The 16894-nt window shown below is 35.9% G+C and carries 13 protein-coding genes and 4 pseudogenes; 3 read left to right on the plus strand and 14 right to left on the minus strand.

Annotation, left to right across the window (positions count from 1 at the left end; all coding sequences use genetic code 11):
• Positions 1-4 precede the first annotated feature (4 nt).
• The 9 genes and pseudogenes from glyS to NMD99_RS03840 all read right to left on the minus strand — a co-directional run bounded on the left by glyS (position 5) and on the right by NMD99_RS03840 (position 11188).
• Positions 5-2097 (minus strand): annotated as a pseudogene (gene glyS, locus NMD99_RS03800) (glycine--tRNA ligase subunit beta).
• A gap of 3 nt (positions 2098-2100) precedes the next feature.
• Complete coding sequence (locus tag NMD99_RS03805; protein ID WP_253307313.1) at positions 2101-2940, minus strand: glycine--tRNA ligase subunit alpha; 840 nt, start codon at positions 2938-2940, stop codon at positions 2101-2103.
• 44 nt (positions 2941-2984) lie between these two features.
• Entirely contained in the window at positions 2985-3743 is a 759-nt protein-coding gene (locus NMD99_RS03810) for a phosphatidylglycerophosphatase (protein WP_253307312.1), read from the minus strand.
• A gap of 683 nt (positions 3744-4426) precedes the next feature.
• Complete coding sequence (hemB, locus tag NMD99_RS03815) at positions 4427-5425, minus strand: porphobilinogen synthase (RefSeq protein WP_309166887.1); 999 nt, start codon at positions 5423-5425, stop codon at positions 4427-4429.
• On the minus strand, positions 5418-6443 hold the full coding sequence (gene nuoH / locus NMD99_RS03820) for an NADH-quinone oxidoreductase subunit NuoH (RefSeq protein WP_264687804.1): 1026 nt from the start codon (positions 6441-6443) through the stop codon (positions 5418-5420). The genes hemB and nuoH overlap by 8 nt, the downstream gene beginning before the upstream one ends.
• Positions 6427-8475 (minus strand): NADH-quinone oxidoreductase subunit NuoG, encoded by a 2049-nt coding sequence (gene nuoG / locus NMD99_RS03825; RefSeq protein ID WP_265016757.1) that lies wholly within the window; start codon positions 8473-8475, stop codon positions 6427-6429. Before nuoG ends, nuoH begins: the two co-directional genes overlap by 17 nt.
• Before the next feature lie 5 nt (positions 8476-8480).
• Complete coding sequence (locus NMD99_RS03830) at positions 8481-8693, minus strand: hypothetical protein (protein WP_006015760.1); 213 nt, start codon at positions 8691-8693, stop codon at positions 8481-8483.
• Positions 8694-8938: 245 nt separating this feature from the next.
• On the minus strand, positions 8939-10411 hold the full coding sequence (locus NMD99_RS03835) for a leucyl aminopeptidase (RefSeq protein ID WP_482134909.1): 1473 nt from the start codon (positions 10409-10411) through the stop codon (positions 8939-8941).
• A gap of 126 nt (positions 10412-10537) precedes the next feature.
• Positions 10538-11188, minus strand: a complete 651-nt coding sequence (locus NMD99_RS03840) for a protocatechuate 3,4-dioxygenase (protein WP_253310013.1) — start codon at positions 11186-11188, stop codon at positions 10538-10540.
• Positions 11189-11701: 513 nt separating this feature from the next.
• Here NMD99_RS03840 and NMD99_RS03845 point away from each other — a divergent pair.
• Positions 11702-11920 (plus strand): hypothetical protein, encoded by a 219-nt coding sequence (locus NMD99_RS03845; RefSeq protein WP_309166896.1) that lies wholly within the window; start codon positions 11702-11704, stop codon positions 11918-11920.
• Between the two features lie 530 nt (positions 11921-12450).
• On the opposite strand, the pseudogene NMD99_RS03850 reads toward NMD99_RS03845, so the two are convergent.
• Positions 12451-13465, minus strand: a pseudogene (locus tag NMD99_RS03850) (IS110 family RNA-guided transposase).
• Between the two features lie 223 nt (positions 13466-13688).
• On the opposite strand from NMD99_RS03850, the pseudogene NMD99_RS03855 reads away from it, so the two are divergent.
• Positions 13689-14234: pseudogene (locus NMD99_RS03855) on the plus strand (IS256-like element ISWpi15 family transposase); the annotation flags it as partial.
• A 2-nt stretch (positions 14235-14236) separates the two neighbouring features.
• Complete coding sequence (locus tag NMD99_RS03860; RefSeq protein WP_373457553.1) at positions 14237-14452, plus strand: transposase; 216 nt, start codon at positions 14237-14239, stop codon at positions 14450-14452.
• A 47-nt stretch (positions 14453-14499) separates the two neighbouring features.
• Here the strand turns inward: NMD99_RS03860 and NMD99_RS07955 are convergent.
• The 4 genes and pseudogenes from NMD99_RS07955 to NMD99_RS03875 all read right to left on the minus strand — a co-directional run bounded on the left by NMD99_RS07955 (position 14500) and on the right by NMD99_RS03875 (position 16888).
• Positions 14500-14884, minus strand: a pseudogene (locus NMD99_RS07955) (transposase).
• A gap of 217 nt (positions 14885-15101) precedes the next feature.
• Positions 15102-15980, minus strand: a complete 879-nt coding sequence (gene folD, locus NMD99_RS03865) for a bifunctional methylenetetrahydrofolate dehydrogenase/methenyltetrahydrofolate cyclohydrolase FolD (protein WP_253309370.1) — start codon at positions 15978-15980, stop codon at positions 15102-15104.
• Positions 15964-16629, minus strand: a complete 666-nt coding sequence (locus NMD99_RS03870; protein WP_253309371.1) for a UbiX family flavin prenyltransferase — start codon at positions 16627-16629, stop codon at positions 15964-15966. The genes folD and NMD99_RS03870 overlap by 17 nt, the downstream gene beginning before the upstream one ends.
• Complete coding sequence (locus NMD99_RS03875; RefSeq protein WP_064125346.1) at positions 16622-16888, minus strand: DUF2312 domain-containing protein; 267 nt, start codon at positions 16886-16888, stop codon at positions 16622-16624. Before NMD99_RS03875 ends, NMD99_RS03870 begins: the two co-directional genes overlap by 8 nt.
• Between the last annotated feature and the right edge of the window lie 6 nt (positions 16889-16894).

Consider the following 16894-nt stretch of genomic DNA (forward strand, 5'->3'; position numbering starts at 1 on the left):
TCCATTACTTGACTTGTATGAGGTTAAAATCTGCTACTAAATGAAAGACGGAAACTACATTTTCAAGCAAAGATAATCTGTTTCTTCTCAGCTTATCAGAATCACAGTTAATCTTTACACTGTCCATAAACTGATTGATAAACGGAGCAAAACCAGCAAGTTCATCAAGCGCTGCATTAAAGTGGTTATTTTTTATCGCTTGTTTTATGTTTTTACAAGCAGTTATAGCACAATTTGATAGCGCAATTTCTTCATTTTCAATCAAAAATCTCTTACCGTAAGATGCACTATAAGTAGTGCCATCACTTTTCCTTACTTTGCTCATCATGTTACTGACTCTTTTGTAAGTGCTTAGAATCTGTTCACCTTCTGGCGTACTAAGATAACGATCCAATATAACAGTTTGCTTTTCTGCTGTCAGCAGATCATTAATATCGATTTTATATAGTATTGAATCTACGACATCTTGCCTTATATCTCTATTTTTTAAAATAACCTTGAATCTTTCTAAGCAGAATCTAAATACTAGTTCTGAAATTTGTTTTCTATTTGGCTTATCAACTGACGTTGTATTTTCATTAAATAGAAGCCTTGAATATAAAGATACTGACTTATCTATCAATAGCCTAATTGGAATATGCAAATTATTTTCAAGTATTGTTCTAATTATACTAATTGTCATTCTCCGCAAACCAAACTGATCATACGAACCAGAGATTTTCTCACCTGCTGCAATTAAACCAACTAAGCTATCCACTTTGTCTGCAATTGACACAGCAATTGCTGAAGGGGATTTAGGACACTCCTGCTCTGGCCCGATTGGCTTATAGTGTTCAGTTATAGCTTCCACTATTTCTCTATCTTCTTGAAAATAAGAAGCATAATATCCACCCATTACTCCTTGTAATTCTGGAAACTCTCTTACTATCGATGTTGCCAAATCAGCTTTTGCCAAATATGCAGCACGTTCAACTTTTATCAGCGAAGCATGTGGAATAAATATAGCTATATACTTTGACAGAGACGTAATACGCTTCACCTTTTCCCCACGCTGCCAAGAAAAGCATGAAATAATATCGAACCCAATTTTTTGACATAATGATCCAGATCTTCCTTTTTGTCCTGAGATATCAAAAATTGTGCATCAGCAAGACGTGCTTCTAATATTCTTTCGTGTCCTTTAACAACTTCACCATTGTTGACGTTGACAACAGTGACAAAGTGTGAAATTCTCTTTCCATTACTTAAAGCAAGATATTTTTGCTGCGTATTAATTATACTAAGAATTACTTCCTTCGGTAATCCAAATGACTTTTCTTGATTCACTTCACCAAACAGTACGATTGGCCACTCTATAAGCCCTGTCAATTCATTTAGTAAATAATCATTTTTCTCAAGTTGTAAATTCTGCTCTTTTGTGAATTTATTAATCTGATCTAGTATAAATTGCTTTCTTTTGTCCAGCTGGAGAATTACGCTGTTTTTTTCTAGCAATTCAAAATAGTCTTTAGGTGCTTTAATAGTTAACGTCGCATCACTTGAGAGAAATCGATGGCCATATGTTGTGTTAGATGCTGTGATCCCTGCAAAAGACACAGGTATTATTTCGTCATTTAAAATGCATAAAATGTTTTTAATTGGCCTAACCCACCTTTCTTTTCCTTCGCCCCATCTCATGCTCTTCAACCAAGAAAAGTTTTTGAGCATTTCCTCCAGTTGATTTTTGAGGAATTCTCTGATGTTAAATGAGCAGCTTTCTCTTTTAATGAAGTAAAAATCCTCATTATTTACTTTTCGAACGAGCAAATCTTCTTCATTTTTCTGATATTTTCTTAAAAAACCTTCGATAGCACTTTTTGGTGCGTTAATGTTTGGTCCCTTAACTTCGTTATTGGAATCCTTTAGCTCCAAAGCATTTATGTTGTCAACAAATAGGGTAATGCGACGTGCCGTTACAAAAACCTCCATTGATGTAAATTTTACATTATTTTTGTTAAAAACATTGGCAATACAGCTCTTAACTTGAGTTGCAGCTACATTCTGCATTCTCGATGGTATTTCTTCTGAAAGGCACTCAAATAACAACTGCAACGACATACGCTATTTACTCATGTACAATTCGCAACATTTTTTTGTCAGCTCTCTAACTCTACCAATATGCGCTGTACGTTCATTGACACCAAGCACACCTCTTGCATCAAGCAGATTAAGTAGGTGACTAGTTTTAATACATTGGTCATAAGCTGCAATTGGTAGCTCCTTTTCAATAAGGAACTTACATAATTTTTCCGTATCTTCAAATTGCTGCTGTACCACTTTAGTATCATAATAATCTAACGCTAAATAAGAAAATTCATATTCTCTTTGTTTAAAAATATCTCCGTAAGTTACACCGTTATCGTTCCAAGTTATATCGTAAACATTATCTACACCTTGTATGCACATTGCTAAACGTTCCAACCCATATGCCACCTCACCAGGAATCATCTTGCAGTCAATCCCTCCAACTTGCTGTATATAAGTAAGCTGTGTTACTTCCATTCCATTGCATGTAACTTCCCATCCAAGTCCTGATGCACCAACACTTGGGTTTTCCCAATCATCTTCAACAAACTTAATATCATATTTTTCTGTAGATATGCCAAGAGCTTTTAAGCTATCTAAATAGACGTTTTGTAAATTATTACCAGATGGCTTTATTATAACTTGATATTGGTGATGTTGATACAAGCGATTAGGATTATCACTATAGCGTCCATCTGCTGGCCTAATTACTGGTTGTAGATATGCAATTTTTGTCGGTTTTGTATCAATTGCAGACATAATTGTTGCAGGATGTAATGTACCAGCACCAACTTCAGATGTGTATGGGTGAAGTATAACGCACCCTTCACCAGCCCAAAAATCTTGCAACTCTTTTATTATACTTTGTAAATTCACACAAATTGCACACTTTTTATACTAAATATATAAATAAATAAGTACTATTCAATATTTATTTTTTTTGCAGCACTATGTAAATAATCACCTAAAACTGCTGAACTTTCCCTCACATACTGAATTATGCTTTTATTTAGGACAATTGCATCATGCATAGTTAAATCGCAGAATATAAATGCTGTTAAATACAGTAAAATCACCGCATAAAATGTGTGAAAAATCCCCTCAAATGTAATTGAAATTGCATTATTATAGCTGAGTTGTATTGAACTTATTGGCCATGGTTTTATCACTTCTACGACATTAAAAAATACGTAAGGTATCATAAGAAAAAAGAAAAAGTGCATAAAATCATTAAACCAAAATGGGCATTGAAACATCTGCTTACATATACTCCCATAGAGTTTACTTACAGTATAATAAATTGACATTATTGCTGGCATTGAAAGTGCTACAGTCAATACTTGCCCTGACGCTATTTGTATTACTATTTCTTCACCACTGTTTGCTGAAGGGTCCTGAGCATGAAAAATAAATATTCCAATTAATTGTATTACTAACATAACTATTGCCAATTTTGTAAAAACAGCAGCTACAACTATTCCTGAATTTGGCATTTTATATAGTAAATATTCGCCTCCATATGTAAAAATCAATATAACATCGACAATAAATAATATTAAAAAAGAAGACCAATAGTTCTGCCAACCTGGTAAATATCCTATTCCCAAAAAAGAGCTTACTGTTTTGGCAGGAAAAACCTTACCTAGCATCTTTCCCAAAAATTCAAAAAAAATCCCCATGCTCTAAGTAACACTTGGTTTATATTATTTATAATACTGTATTGTAACGGACTTATCAATAGACTTCTTGCATAGAAAAAAGGCAAATAGTTATTATAGCTCTAAGTTTACCGACAACCGTTCCTCCCTGTCATCCGAGTAGCCTTCTCTTGTATGGTCCCAGAGTGTGATGGTGTGGGTCTATTATAAATATCAAGCAAATAAAAAAAAGGCAAAAGAAACCCCGGTCACTGTTTATTTTCAGTATTGGCGTTTTTTTAAGTCTTAAACACTGCAATTTAGCTGCTTTTAAGTGCAACTAACCTTAGCTTTAATATTTAAGAAATTTACTAAGCAGAAAAAAAGGCAAAAGATATCCCGTGTTAGCTAGTTGTCACTCTCTAATCCTGCAAATCGGCGTTCTATACTGTCTTAAACGCTTTGTAAGCGCGTTTCAGCTTATATGGGTAAAAACCCAGAAAGGTTGTGAAGACATAAGGTGCACATAGTGCAAAAAATTAAAAATAAGACGCCAATCACGTAATACTGTTGTCGTTTAATCTGCACAGATTGAAGATAATAAAATACCTTCAGTTTCATGATAAGGGGGCTGGCGGAGTTTGTCAAGTAGGTTTTGCATTTTCATGCTACTTGGATTTTTCTAAATCATAATGTTTGCACAGACGTGCCTTTTAGCCACACTGCTAAACGGATACCAAATTTTTTGCAACATCAAGTGCAACGTAAGTGAATATTGCACTTGCACCCGCACGTTTGAAACCAATCAAAGATTCATAAATCACCTTGTCATAATCTAGCCAGCCATTATTTGCAGCAGCTTTTATCATTGCGTACTCACCGCTTACTTGGTAAGCAAAAATCGGAAAATTAAACTTATCACTTGCTGTTTTGATAATATCCAAATATGGCATACCTGGTTTAATCATAATAAAATCTGCACCTTCATTTATATCCATTTCAATTTCGCACATTGCTTCGTGCGCATTTTTATAATCCATTTGATAACCACTTTTGTCTATAGAATGTGATAGCCCACATGAACCAACGACTTGCCTGAATGGAGCATAGAAGCTAGAGCAATATTTCACCGCATAAGATAATATTAATACGTCTTGAAAGTTATTATCATCTAATGATTTTCTGATTCTTCCTATTCTACCATCCATCATATCAGAAGGAGCAACTATATCACATCCTGCCTTCGCTAAAGCAAGTGCTTGCTTACACAGTACTGATATAGTTTCATCGTTTTCTACATCCATCTGATTATCTTTTAAAATGCCGTCATGGCCATGAATAGTGTATGGATCCAGTGCAACGTCTGCAATAATACCAATTTCAGGTACCTTTAATTTTACAGCACGGATTGCTTTGCAGATTAAGTTGTCAGAATTATATGCTCCCTCAGCGTTTTCAGATTTTAGTTTACTATCAACTACAGGAAAAATTGCAACAGCATTAATTCCTAAATCTTTAGCTTCCTTAACTATAGACACTAATCCATCTATTGAATAACACTTTACGCCTGGTAAGCCAGAAATTGGTTCAGTTGTTTCTTTTCTGTCGTGAACAAACAGAGGAAGAACCAGATCATTTACTGATAGACTATTTTCACTTGTTAAATTGCGAACCCATTTGCTCGAGCGCCTGCGCCTTAATCTTGTATTTGGAAAATTAAACATTGGACCCGGGTAAATTCCCAGTAAAGAGCAACACTCCTGAAATGAGTACCACCCAAAGCACCGATATTGGCAGAAACACTTTCCAACCAAGACGCATTAGCTGATCATATCGATAACGAGGTATTGTTGCTCTAATCCAAATAAATACGAACAAAAGTATAACTATCTTCAAAACGAACCAAATCAAACCTGGAATTTTGTAAAGTAAACTGAACTCCAGCGGCGGATACCATCCTCCTAGAAAGAATATCGTCATCATAGCACTTGCTAGAATCATATTTGCATATTCTCCAAGAAAAAAGAGGGCAAAAGGCATGGATGAATATTCAACGTTATATCCAGAGACAAGCTCTGCTTCAGCTTCTGGTAAATCAAATGGGTGACGATTAGTTTCTGCAAGCAAAGAAATAAAAAATATTATTCCTATAGGCATTAGTAGCAAATCAACCCAAAATGGCATGTTGTGTTTCGCTACCACCATCTCTCCAAGGTTCAACGTACCAGTTGTAACAACAACTGTAGCAACTATTAAGCCTATTGAAACTTCATATGAAATCATCTGAGCAGCCGACCGTATAGCGCCAAGAAATGCATAATTAGAATTGCTTGACCAGCCTGCAATAATTACGCCGTATACTCCCAGCGACGATATAGCTAGCACATAAAGCACTCCAACATTAATATTTGCTATAACCTTAGGAATCACTACTTGCTGGCCATTTTCTACAATTACTTCAGCACCAAACGGTATAACTGCCCAGGCAATTAATGCCAAGATAAAGGTAAGCATTGGAGCCATAATGAACAGTATGGTGCTCGCTCTAAATGGTATTATCGGCTCTTTAATCAGTAGCTTAATAGCATCTGCAAATGGCTGCAATAGCCCAAAAGGTCCAACTACACTTGGGCCGTGTCTCAGTTGAATTGCACCAATAACCTTACGCTCAAAGTATACCAAGTACGCAACTGAAAGTAGTAGCGGTACTAAAATAAATAAAATATTAACTAGCGTGTTCATAAAAAGCTTTAGTACAATCTGCCATTATTTTTGAAGCGCGACTTATTGAATCCGTCATATAAAAATTACACTCCTTTAAAGTGAAAGGTGTATTACTTAAGCTTATCCCATCATTGCTAATTGGCACCCATGTGTTTTTTACCACTTGATCGGCATTTCTAAACTGTGGACCGATAGTATCTAATTTTTTTCTCACATCAAATAAACTATCATACGGTAAAGAAAGGTCTAAATATTGTGAAAGATTTTTAATAATTAACCAATCCTCCTTTGCTTCACCAGGTGGGAATACAGCTAAATTTGTTCTTTGCACTCGACCTTCAGTGTTTACATAAGTTGCATATTTTTCTGTATATGCAGCACCAGGCAAGATAACATCTGCCACATGTGCACCCTTATCACCGTGATGACCTTGATAAATTACAAATGTATTTTCTAATTTTGATGTATCAATTTCATCTGCACCAAGAAGATAAACCACTTCTATGTCACCACTTTCTGCATTTTCCAGTATCTGATTAGTGTCTTTTCCACCTTTTTCAGGAACAAACTCAACGTCCAGACCACCGACTCTTGCTGCAGCTTTATGCAGCACATTAAAGCCATTCCAATCATCTCTGATCATGTTAAATTTTTCTGCAATTTTGCCAGCTAGAATTAGAATTGATTCAGAATCATCTCTTATTAATGCATCTTGACCAATGATCAGCATAGGGTTTTGGGCGGCTACCAGCAGCTCACAGAATTTATGATTTCCATTTGCTATTTCACTCAAAATATCAGGATTATCGCCCAATTTCTCAACATGATACAAATATTCAATGTTAGGACCAACACTTGCAATAGGAAAGTTGCCCTGTAAATATCTCTTTCTCAATCTTACATTAATGATCGGTGCTTCTATCCTTGGATTTGTATTTATAAGCAGACACAAATCTGCATTCTCTATACCCTGGGTAGTGGTATTGAACACATAAGATCCGCGATTACTTGGTATAAGCTTTGCACCATCTTGCCTGCAGTCTATATTCCCCGAGCCGAGCTTCTGCATCACTTCTTTGAGTAGAAGCATAGACTCACAATCTGCTAAATCACCTGCAATTGCAGCTATTTTATTTGATTTTGTATTCTTTAATTTCTTTGCAGCAATAGTTAATGCTTCATTCCAATCAACTGGGGCTAATTTACCATCTTTTTTTACATAAGGTTGATCAAGACGCTGAACTTTTAGTCCATCATAGGCAAAGCGGGTTTTATCTGATATCCATTCTTCATTTACCTCTTCGCTCAGTCTTGGTAATATTCGCATAACTTCCAGGCCACGATAATCAACTCTAATGCTACTTCCCACAGCATCTAGCACATCTATAGTCTCACAATGTGATAGCTCCCATGGACGCGCTGTAAAGGAGTAAGGCTTTGAAGTTAAAGCCCCTACCGGGCAGAGATCTATGATATTTCCAGATAATTCAGAACTAATATGCCTTTTTATGTAAGTGCTAATCTCTACATTTTCTCCCCTTCCGATTCCTCCAAGTTCATTTGTACCTGCAACATCAGACAAAAATCTAACACACCGAGTGCAATGAATGCATCGATTCATCGCAGTCTCAATCAGTGGTCCGAAGTGTTTTTTTGGCACAGCCCTCTTATGCTCATCAAGTCTGCTGGTTCCTTTCCCATAAGCCATCGTGATATCTTGCAAATCGCATTCACCACCTTGATCGCAAATTGGGCAATCAAGCGGGTGGTTAATTAGCAAAAACTCAAGCACACCTTCACGTGCTTTTTTAACCTTAGGGGTATCAGTGTGAATAACCATCCCTTCTGCAACTGGCATTGCACAAGAGGCTACTGGTTTTGGAGGCCCACCCTCAACTTCAACCAAACACATTCTGCAGTTACCAGCAATTGCTAAACGCTCATGATAGCAAAAACGTGGAATTTCAACGCCCACGACTTCACAAGCTTGAATTATAGTGAGCCCATGCTCTACTTCACATTCCTTAGAATTAATAGTAACTTTAACCACAACTATTATACAGCTTCCCACTTTATAGGATTGCCGCTTACCTCATCTTCAACCAGATTGCCGTTATCATATTGAGCAGACATATAATTCATGCGCGAGTCACGATCTATATATCTAACAGGTTTTACCGGTTTATCTTTATACATTTTTTGCTCGGCCTTCTTACGCTGAGTAGGGTTATTTTTACTAGCTGTCTTTGCTTTCCCACCTACTGCCATATAAACTCCTAAAAACTTTTCATTCTATTTTAACACTTAAGTATATAGCGTCAATATTTAATAACTTTAAAATTTCAATAGATCTCTTATTATAATCATTGTTTAAATAAAAAGTTACTCCTTGATATCATTCCAGTGCTTGACCAGAAAAAAAGAAATATGCATCAGCTACTTTCATTTGCTGCGCCTCGAAAATAAACGTTCATGTAGCTGTGAGTCAAGCCATAAATCCAGTATAAAGACCTTTAATCATTGGCTTCGTAGTACTTTTTAACCAACTTATTAAGTAACCTTACACCAAAACCTACTGCTCCTCTTGGACAAATGTCAGTACCTTTTTCGTACCAAGCAGTGCCTGCGATATCTAAATGTGCCCAGCAAGTTTCATTCACAAAACGCTGTAAAAACTGTGCAGCCATTATGCTATCTCCACCAGAGCCTGCAGGAGCGATGTTTTGAACATCAGCAATCGGTGAATCAATAATTTTGTCATAAGTTTCATTCATAGGAAAACGCCATAACTTCTCACTTACTTCATTTCCTGCATCAATCAGACGGTTTGCTAATTCATCATTATTTGAAAAAAGACCAGCATATTCGTTATTTCCAAGTGCAACCACTATAGCACCAGTTAAAGTTGCAAGATCAATCATAAATTTTGGTGAGAATCTGTCTTGCGTATACCATAAAGCATCTGCAAGTATGAGCCTTCCTTCTGCATCGGTGTTCAACACTTCTATCGTCTGTCCAGACATTGAAGTTACTACATCACTCGGCCTTTGAGCATTACCACCCACTGCATTCTCTGCAAGTGCAACCACGCCGATTGCATTTACTTTTGCTTTTCGTCCTGCTAAAGCATGCATCACCCCAACTACAGCAGCAGAGCCTGCCATGTCATATTTCATCGACTCCATACCACGTGAAGGTTTGAGTGATACTCCACCAGTGTCAAACGTTATACCTTTACCAACAAAAGCTATTGGCTTTTGTTCTTTAGAAGCCCCATTCCATTTTATCACTACTAATTTTGGTTCTTTACTACTTCCTTGTGCGACTCCAAGCAAGGCTCCCATTTTTTTCTCTTCCATCTGCTTTTTATCAAGCACTTCGATTTCAAGACCAAGCTTAGTAAGCTCTTTTTTTATATGATCAGCATAGGATTCTGGATATAGAATGTTAGGAGGCTCTGTTATAAAAGAGCGCGCAAGGAATATACTCTCACCTTCTTGCCTTAAGTGCTCAAATGATCTTTCAGCATTACTTAATTGCTCATCTTTTACTAATACGGTAATTTCCTCTACCTCTGTAATTTTCTCATCCTTTTTAGTTTTATACTTATCAAACTTAAAACTACGCAGAAACGCACCATATGCAACATTTGCTGCACTACCTTCGATTAAAATCGCTGCTTTCTTAATTTTTAATCTGCTTAGCTCACAATATATTTTACCACCAATATTTAATTCTTTATTTTCATTCCATTCATCCTTCTTACCAAGTCCAACAACTACAACGTTTTTTCCTTCTGGTAAAATGGTAGAAGAAAATTCACCAAAGCTTCCATTAAAATCGCTAAATTGCTTTATATTATCTATGATCTGTTTTCCTTGCAAAACTCCGCCATCATTTACGGTTTCGTTGTCCTCAAATAAACCCATTACTATTGTTTTAAAATCGGGCGAAATTTTAGAAATTGTTATTTTCATTGCTGGCATCTCCGTTGCAAATAATTGTAAACTGTACATAAAACATAGCAAAAACATCAGTAAGATATTTTTCATATACATCCTAAGTACAATAACATTCAAGTTTACTATGGACTACCTTACATGCAAGGGTTTTTATCTTTTATTAGAGAACTTATTATATCCACCCAAGGTAATGTTAAACGTATAGGTTTTTATGACCTGATCACTGTAAGTAAATGGTGTTATGAGAAGGCTTGCAAGCCCATTACTAACAAAATCTCCAAGAACAGGATCAGCACAATTATCGCAATTATGGTCAGCAAAAAACATTTGCGTTGTGAATTCTGGAAAATCTGGATGTTGAACTAGAAAGTTAATATGTGGAGCTCTCTCACCAATTTTACCAGGTGCTATCGTAATAAAATTATAATAGCCAAGATTATTCACTACAAACCTTCCTGATCCAGCAAAATTCGGATCGAGTTGATTATCCTCTATATTCTCATCGTAATGGTTCACGCCGCGTGAATTCGCGTGCCATATAGAAACTACAGCATTTTGTATTGGTAAACAGTTTATATCAGTAATTCTACCCACTATGTGTATTAATTCTCCTATTGCACTATTTGGAGAACCAGCTTTCCTTCTTAAATTGTTTGAAGAGCTAAAATTTTTTGGCCTTGCATCAAGGTCATATATTTCTGGAGTTTCAATGCAGTTGAGCAAAACAGGATCAGCTGCAAATAGCGGCAAACTGAATACCGTTTGTACTAAAAACGCTAATAAGATATTTTTCACATTCATTTCATTCACAATAGACTTCTTGCATAACCATATAACAAACTTTTATTGGGAATAGAAACGAAAAAATTACTTTACAAGCTTCGCCAGCCCCCTTATCATGAAAATGAAGCTATTTATTTATCTTCTCTGTACAGATTAAATGACAAAAAAACTCAACGTATTTGGCGTCTCATGTTTAATTTTTTGCACTATGTGCACCTTATGTCTTTATCAAATTTCTAGGTTTTTACCTACACAAGCTGAAATACGCTTATAAAGCATTTAAAACATCAAAAAACGCCAACTTAAAAAATGGATAGTGAATAACTAGCTACCCTAGGGTTTCTTTTGCCTTTTTTTCTGTTTAGTAAATTTCTTAACGTTTATAATTTAGATTAGTTGCGGTTTAAAAGCAGCTGAATCGCGGTTATTAAGCGTTTAGAATAAAAAAACGCCATACTTGAAAGTATAATGTAAGTAATTAGCCAACCACGGGGCTTCTTTTGCCTTTTTTTTCATTTGGTAAATTTCTTAATGTTTATAGCTAAACGACAACCGTCATTCCAGTACCTTCTCTTGTCATCCCAGTGCCCAGACACTGGGATCCAGTTCTTATTACCTGGTATAAAGTTAAGTTTTCTGGATTCCAGTGGGCTTTGTTGCATCGCTACTTATGAAAGGCTAACTATAGCTAGGATTATAAGCAACCTATTGAAAATCTTGTTTTTTTGCAATCAATCTGATCAAATTTAAGAATAGTAATTTATTATTTATATTAATAAACTTAATTCTATTGAAAATAGCTAAAGCATTGAAATTCTTGAATTTTAGCCGGATTAGTGAGTGGTAGTGAAATTTCTTTTACTCAAATTTAGGTATTCACTGACCGTTCTTGTTATAAATACCAGAATAATAAGCTACTGATATTCTCCATCTTTTTTATCTTTAATCCATCATAGCTAGCGATGCAACAAAGCCATTCCAGTGTCTGGGCACTGGAATGACACCGTCTTGGATGGAAGGGCTGGATGACAGGAGATACCGTCTTGTTAGTCAACAAAAAAATTATAAAAATTTCCCAAGTTGCATCATAAAATCAAAAAATACTTCCAATTGTGTAACAGTACACAGATTATAGTTAGTGGATATGTTGATAAGTAAACTTCATCTGTTTTGTGCGTATAAAACTAATTTACTTATCAACATATCCACTAACCAACAACATTCAATAAATTTGTGTAAGATACCACTTTACATAAGATAGATAGGAAGCATTTTTGATTTTAAAGTACTAAACCTTCAGTCAACCTCCTAGCCCTGTAGTTTTTGATATGGTTAGGATCAAAAGCACTTTTGGATGTCAGAATACCGAAAATGATATGGAGTAGCTTACGCATTGCAGCACCAACGATGGCCATATTATGCTTACCCTTTTCCTTTAATCTTTGGCAAAAGCTCATAATGATAGGATTGTGATTCTTAGCTACTATGGCAGGAAAGAAAAGTGCCTTACGTAATGTTTGTGAACCGGATTTACTTAATCTGGGTTTGGCATATACAGAGGAACCTGACGTCATATTTCGTGGTATAACTCCTGTATATGCTGCCAATTGCCTGGCATCTCTAAAAACCTCTATATCAGAAACTTCAGCTAAAATAGCTATTGCTGATTCTTCTCCTATGCCTGGAATAGTCAATAGAAGTTGAAAATTTTCCAACAATTCTTTGTGTTGATTTAATAGTTCACGTACGGAGTTTTTTATTGTTTCTATTTTTTGAGCTATATTCATTGCAAGGTCTTCCCAAGCATTTGCAACTTCTTTAGGCAGTCTCTCTTTTTTTCTAAGTGGTTATTTACTAATGTTAACTCATCTTTTAACGCAACTGAGCAACGATAAAGATGTTTTAATTTTTTCATTTCAGGAGAAGGTGGTGTCCAACTAGAAGGTTCCTGTCTTTGGCAATAATCAGCAATAACTTCTGCATCGGTCTGATCATTCTTTTGTCGTATCAGCTTACTCCTTGCATAAGATTTTATGCAATAAGGATTTACAACACTTACAAAATGTCCAGCATTGTGTAGAAATTCAGCCAGTGCTTCGCTATAACAACCAGTAGATTCCATGCAGGTTTTTACTTTTTCTACATTATGTTTGTGTAGAAAATTCAGTAGACTTTGAAACCATCGTTCTTAAAGCTTCTTTTTCTAGTTTCACGCTTTCCTTTTTTGCTTATAAATGAGAGAAAAACATCAAAGCGATCTTTTGATATATCTATGCCCAAAAAGTTGTTGATCATATATAACCCCATACGTTACCATTAAAAATGAAAAGTAAGGCTAGTCTTGTGAATACAGAATTAGAACCATTCAGGTCTTTCTACGATACCGTCCAGCCTATACTTTTGAGAAGGGAATTCTTATCTCCTCTACAGATTTTATATCTAAGAAGAAGCACAGAGTTCCTCCCTTCTCCACCTAATGCTTAAGCTTAAAACATTAGATGCTTTTGACAAGATACAAGTAGAAGATATCCTTATTGCCTGCGTTGATGGGCTGAAAAGCTTTCCTGCAGCTATAAACAGTGTCTTTCCTAATGCGGAAGTGCAGATGTGTATAGTGCATCAGATACGCAACTCACTGAAGTATGTGGCCAGTAAAGATGCGAAGAGTTTTTTGAGCGATTTAAAGAAGGTATATCAAGCTTCAAGCAAGGAAATTGCCGAGAATTATCTGTTGGAATTGGATGAAAAATGGGGCACAAAGTACCCTATGGTTATAAAATCTTGGCAGAATAATTGGGAAAACTTGTCTGGTTATTTTAAGTATTCTGGTCCAGTTAGGAGGATAATCTACACCACCAATCCCATAGAGGGGCTACATAGGCAAATTAGGAAATTCACTAAGACCAAAGGCTCATTTACCAGCATAAATGCCTTGTATAAGCAGGTATATTGTGCTATAAAGAAGGCAGAGGAAAAGTGGACGATGCCTGTACATGATTGGGCATTAACTATCTCTCAACTTGATGTTTTCTTTCCTGGCAGATTGAAAATTGAGTTGAACTAAAAATGCGGTTTGACACAGTTTATTTAACACTCCCAATAGAAAGTGTTGGATGTAAAGTTTTATTTTTGCCGCCATACTCGTCTGATTTAAATCCAATTGAGAAGTTCTGGTTTGCCATCAAGCATGCCATAAAAAAAGCGCTGCCAAGCTTTTGGCCTGATATCAATTCTGCTATTGATTTTGTTTTTCAGTATTCAGGTAACCCTTTCTTGGGTTAGCTATAGGATCATCATCTATTCTTTTTTCTCTACAAGTATAGTATTTTCTAAAACGAATGATAAACGTCTAAAATGGTATTACCAACTAAAAGGTGTAAGTCTTTACATTGATGCATTAGAGGTCTGAGGCGACTTTTGATGGTGTGCCAACAATGCTCTATCGGATTTAGATCAGGTGAATATGTTGGAAGATAAAGCAAATGACAGCCAAAAGACTCTATTAATGACTTTGTTTTGGGAGTTTTATGGAATGTAGCATTATCCATAACTATGGTTGTATTACGCTGCAATTGTGGTTCGCTCTAACCATACATTAAATACATCTTTATTACACCCTCCTGTGAAGGTCATTGGTGCAATAAACTTCTTTTCAATCCATCCACCTATTATACTCACTCTTTCCCGCTTTTTTCCTGGAACATCAGCATATATTTTTTCTCCTCTTGGAGCTCGTGCATATTCTCAGTATAGAATATATTATACCTTTATCATTCGCTTTTGAAAATACTATACTTGTAGAGAAAAAAGAATAGATGATGATCCTAAATATTTAATAAATTTGACTACTGAGGAATTTCAAAAATCTCAATTTTTTATTAATTGTGAGATGTGGTACATTCTATCTTCATATAGCTTTCCTCTTCATACCTCAACTAATGAAATTAGAAGCATCAACTCCCTTCTGCAAGCAAGCAGCAATAACAGTGTTCATCATTAGAAATGCAATTGTCATTGGGCCAACGCCTCCGGGTACTGGGGTAATAGCTTTGGCTTTCCCTTTTATTCCCTCAAAGTCAACATCACCTACAAGCTCTCCTACATTAACACTATTTATGCCAACATCGATCACTATTGCACCTTTCTTTATCCAGTCTGCTTGAACAAAATTTGGCTTTCCGACTGCTGCAACTACTATATCCGCTTTAGAGCAATATTCAGCTAAATCTTTACTCTGTGAGTGCAAGATGGTAGCAGTGCAATTTTCCTGCAGCAATAGGTGAAACATTGGCTTGCCCACGATATTTGACCTACCAATCACCACTGCGTTTTTACCGGAAAGGTTCTCTTCAATTGATTTAATTAAATGCAAAGAACCTTTAGGAGTGCAAGGTATAAGGCAGTTTTTTTCACCTTTAACTAATCTACCAACGTTTTCATCGTGGAAGCCATCTACATCTTTTTCAATACTTACTGCGTTAATTACTCTGCTTGCACTAATATGATTTGGTAAAGGCAACTGTACTAAAATGCCATGCACAGATCGATCTTCATTTAACTCATTGATTTTTTCAATCAATTCATCTTCTGAAATATTATTAGGCAAAACAATGGTCTCAGAACTTATGCCTATTGATTCCGCTTTTTTCTGTTTGTTGCGAACATAAACCTGACTTGCTGGATTGCTGCCCACGAGAATTACTTTCAGGCAAGGAAAAATGTTATACTCTCTCTTTAAAATATCAATTTTTTGTGATAGCCTCTCACATAGGTCGTTTGCTATTTTTTTACCATCAATAATAATTGTCACTTCCTTGCCACTCCTTAAAGTCAGGTAATTTGATATCAAATAAATCCAATACTTTGCCAACAGAATGATTAATAATATCATCCAACGATTTTGGTTTAATATAGAAAGCAGGCACTGGTGGAGCAATTATTGCTCCCATCTCCGTTAATTTTAACATATTTTGTAAATGCCCAAGATGTAGTGGTGACTCTCGCACCATAAGAATTAATTTTCTTCTTTCTTTTAGCGTTACATCTGCAGCCCTTGTCAATAGATTGGAAGTAACACCTGATGCAATTTCAGACATTGTCTTCATAGAGCATGGTGCTACAATCATTCCTGAGGTTTTAAATGAGCCACTTGCTATTTTTTCTCCTATTTTTTCTTCAGAATAGTAAAAATCTGCAAGTGATGTAATATCTTCAAGTTTTTCTTTAATCTCATGAGCTAGAGTTATTTTTCCAGCACGACTTATCACTAAATGAGTTTCATAACCAAATTTGCAGCGCGTGACGCTCGAATCTATATTTCTTTTTCCCTGGATCCCAGTGTCAGCTACTCGGATGACAGGGATAAGAGATCTATTAATATTTCTTAACGCCTCTAAAATACGTACACCGTAAATAGAACCAGATGCTCCACTTATTCCAATTACAATTCTGCTATTCACTTAACTCTTCTTCGTAGCTCATTCCCAATGCACGTTTATAGGTATCAAGCAATATTTCCTGTTCCTCTCTGTCATCATCATCCATCTTCCTCAGCCTAATAATTTGTTTCATCACTTTTATATCCCAACCTTCATCTGCGGCTTTTACATATACATCACGAATGTGATCTTGCACATCCCTCTTTTCTTGTTCAAGTTTTTCGATTCTCTCTATGTAACCCTTCAACTCTTCAGCCGTTATTTTTACTGTATCTTCCATGAAACT

The sequence above is a fragment of the Wolbachia endosymbiont of Listronotus oregonensis genome (assembly GCF_031205055.1).
Classification (GTDB): domain Bacteria; phylum Pseudomonadota; class Alphaproteobacteria; order Rickettsiales; family Anaplasmataceae; genus Wolbachia.

What these genes read in the sequence shown, in the direction of transcription:
- NMD99_RS03810 (WP_253307312.1), bottom strand. Translation starts at nt 3,743, where the DNA reads ATGGGGATTTTTTTTGAATTTTTGGGAAAGATGCTAGGTAAGGTTTTT.
- hemB (WP_309166887.1), bottom strand. Translation starts at nt 5,425, where the DNA reads ATGTTTAATTTTCCAAATACAAGATTAAGGCGCAGGCGCTCGAGCAAA.
- nuoH (WP_264687804.1), bottom strand. Translation starts at nt 6,443, where the DNA reads ATGAACACGCTAGTTAATATTTTATTTATTTTAGTACCGCTACTACTT.
- NMD99_RS03830 (WP_006015760.1), bottom strand. Translation starts at nt 8,693, where the DNA reads ATGGCAGTAGGTGGGAAAGCAAAGACAGCTAGTAAAAATAACCCTACT.
- NMD99_RS03835 (WP_482134909.1), bottom strand. Translation starts at nt 10,411, where the DNA reads ATGCCAGCAATGAAAATAACAATTTCTAAAATTTCGCCCGATTTTAAA.
- NMD99_RS03840 (WP_253310013.1), bottom strand. Translation starts at nt 11,188, where the DNA reads ATGAATGTGAAAAATATCTTATTAGCGTTTTTAGTACAAACGGTATTC.
- NMD99_RS03845 (WP_309166896.1), top strand. Translation starts at nt 11,702, where the DNA reads ATGTTTATAGCTAAACGACAACCGTCATTCCAGTACCTTCTCTTGTCA.
- NMD99_RS03860 (WP_373457553.1), top strand. Translation starts at nt 14,237, where the DNA reads ATGCGGTTTGACACAGTTTATTTAACACTCCCAATAGAAAGTGTTGGA.
- NMD99_RS03875 (WP_064125346.1), bottom strand. Translation starts at nt 16,888, where the DNA reads ATGGAAGATACAGTAAAAATAACGGCTGAAGAGTTGAAGGGTTACATA.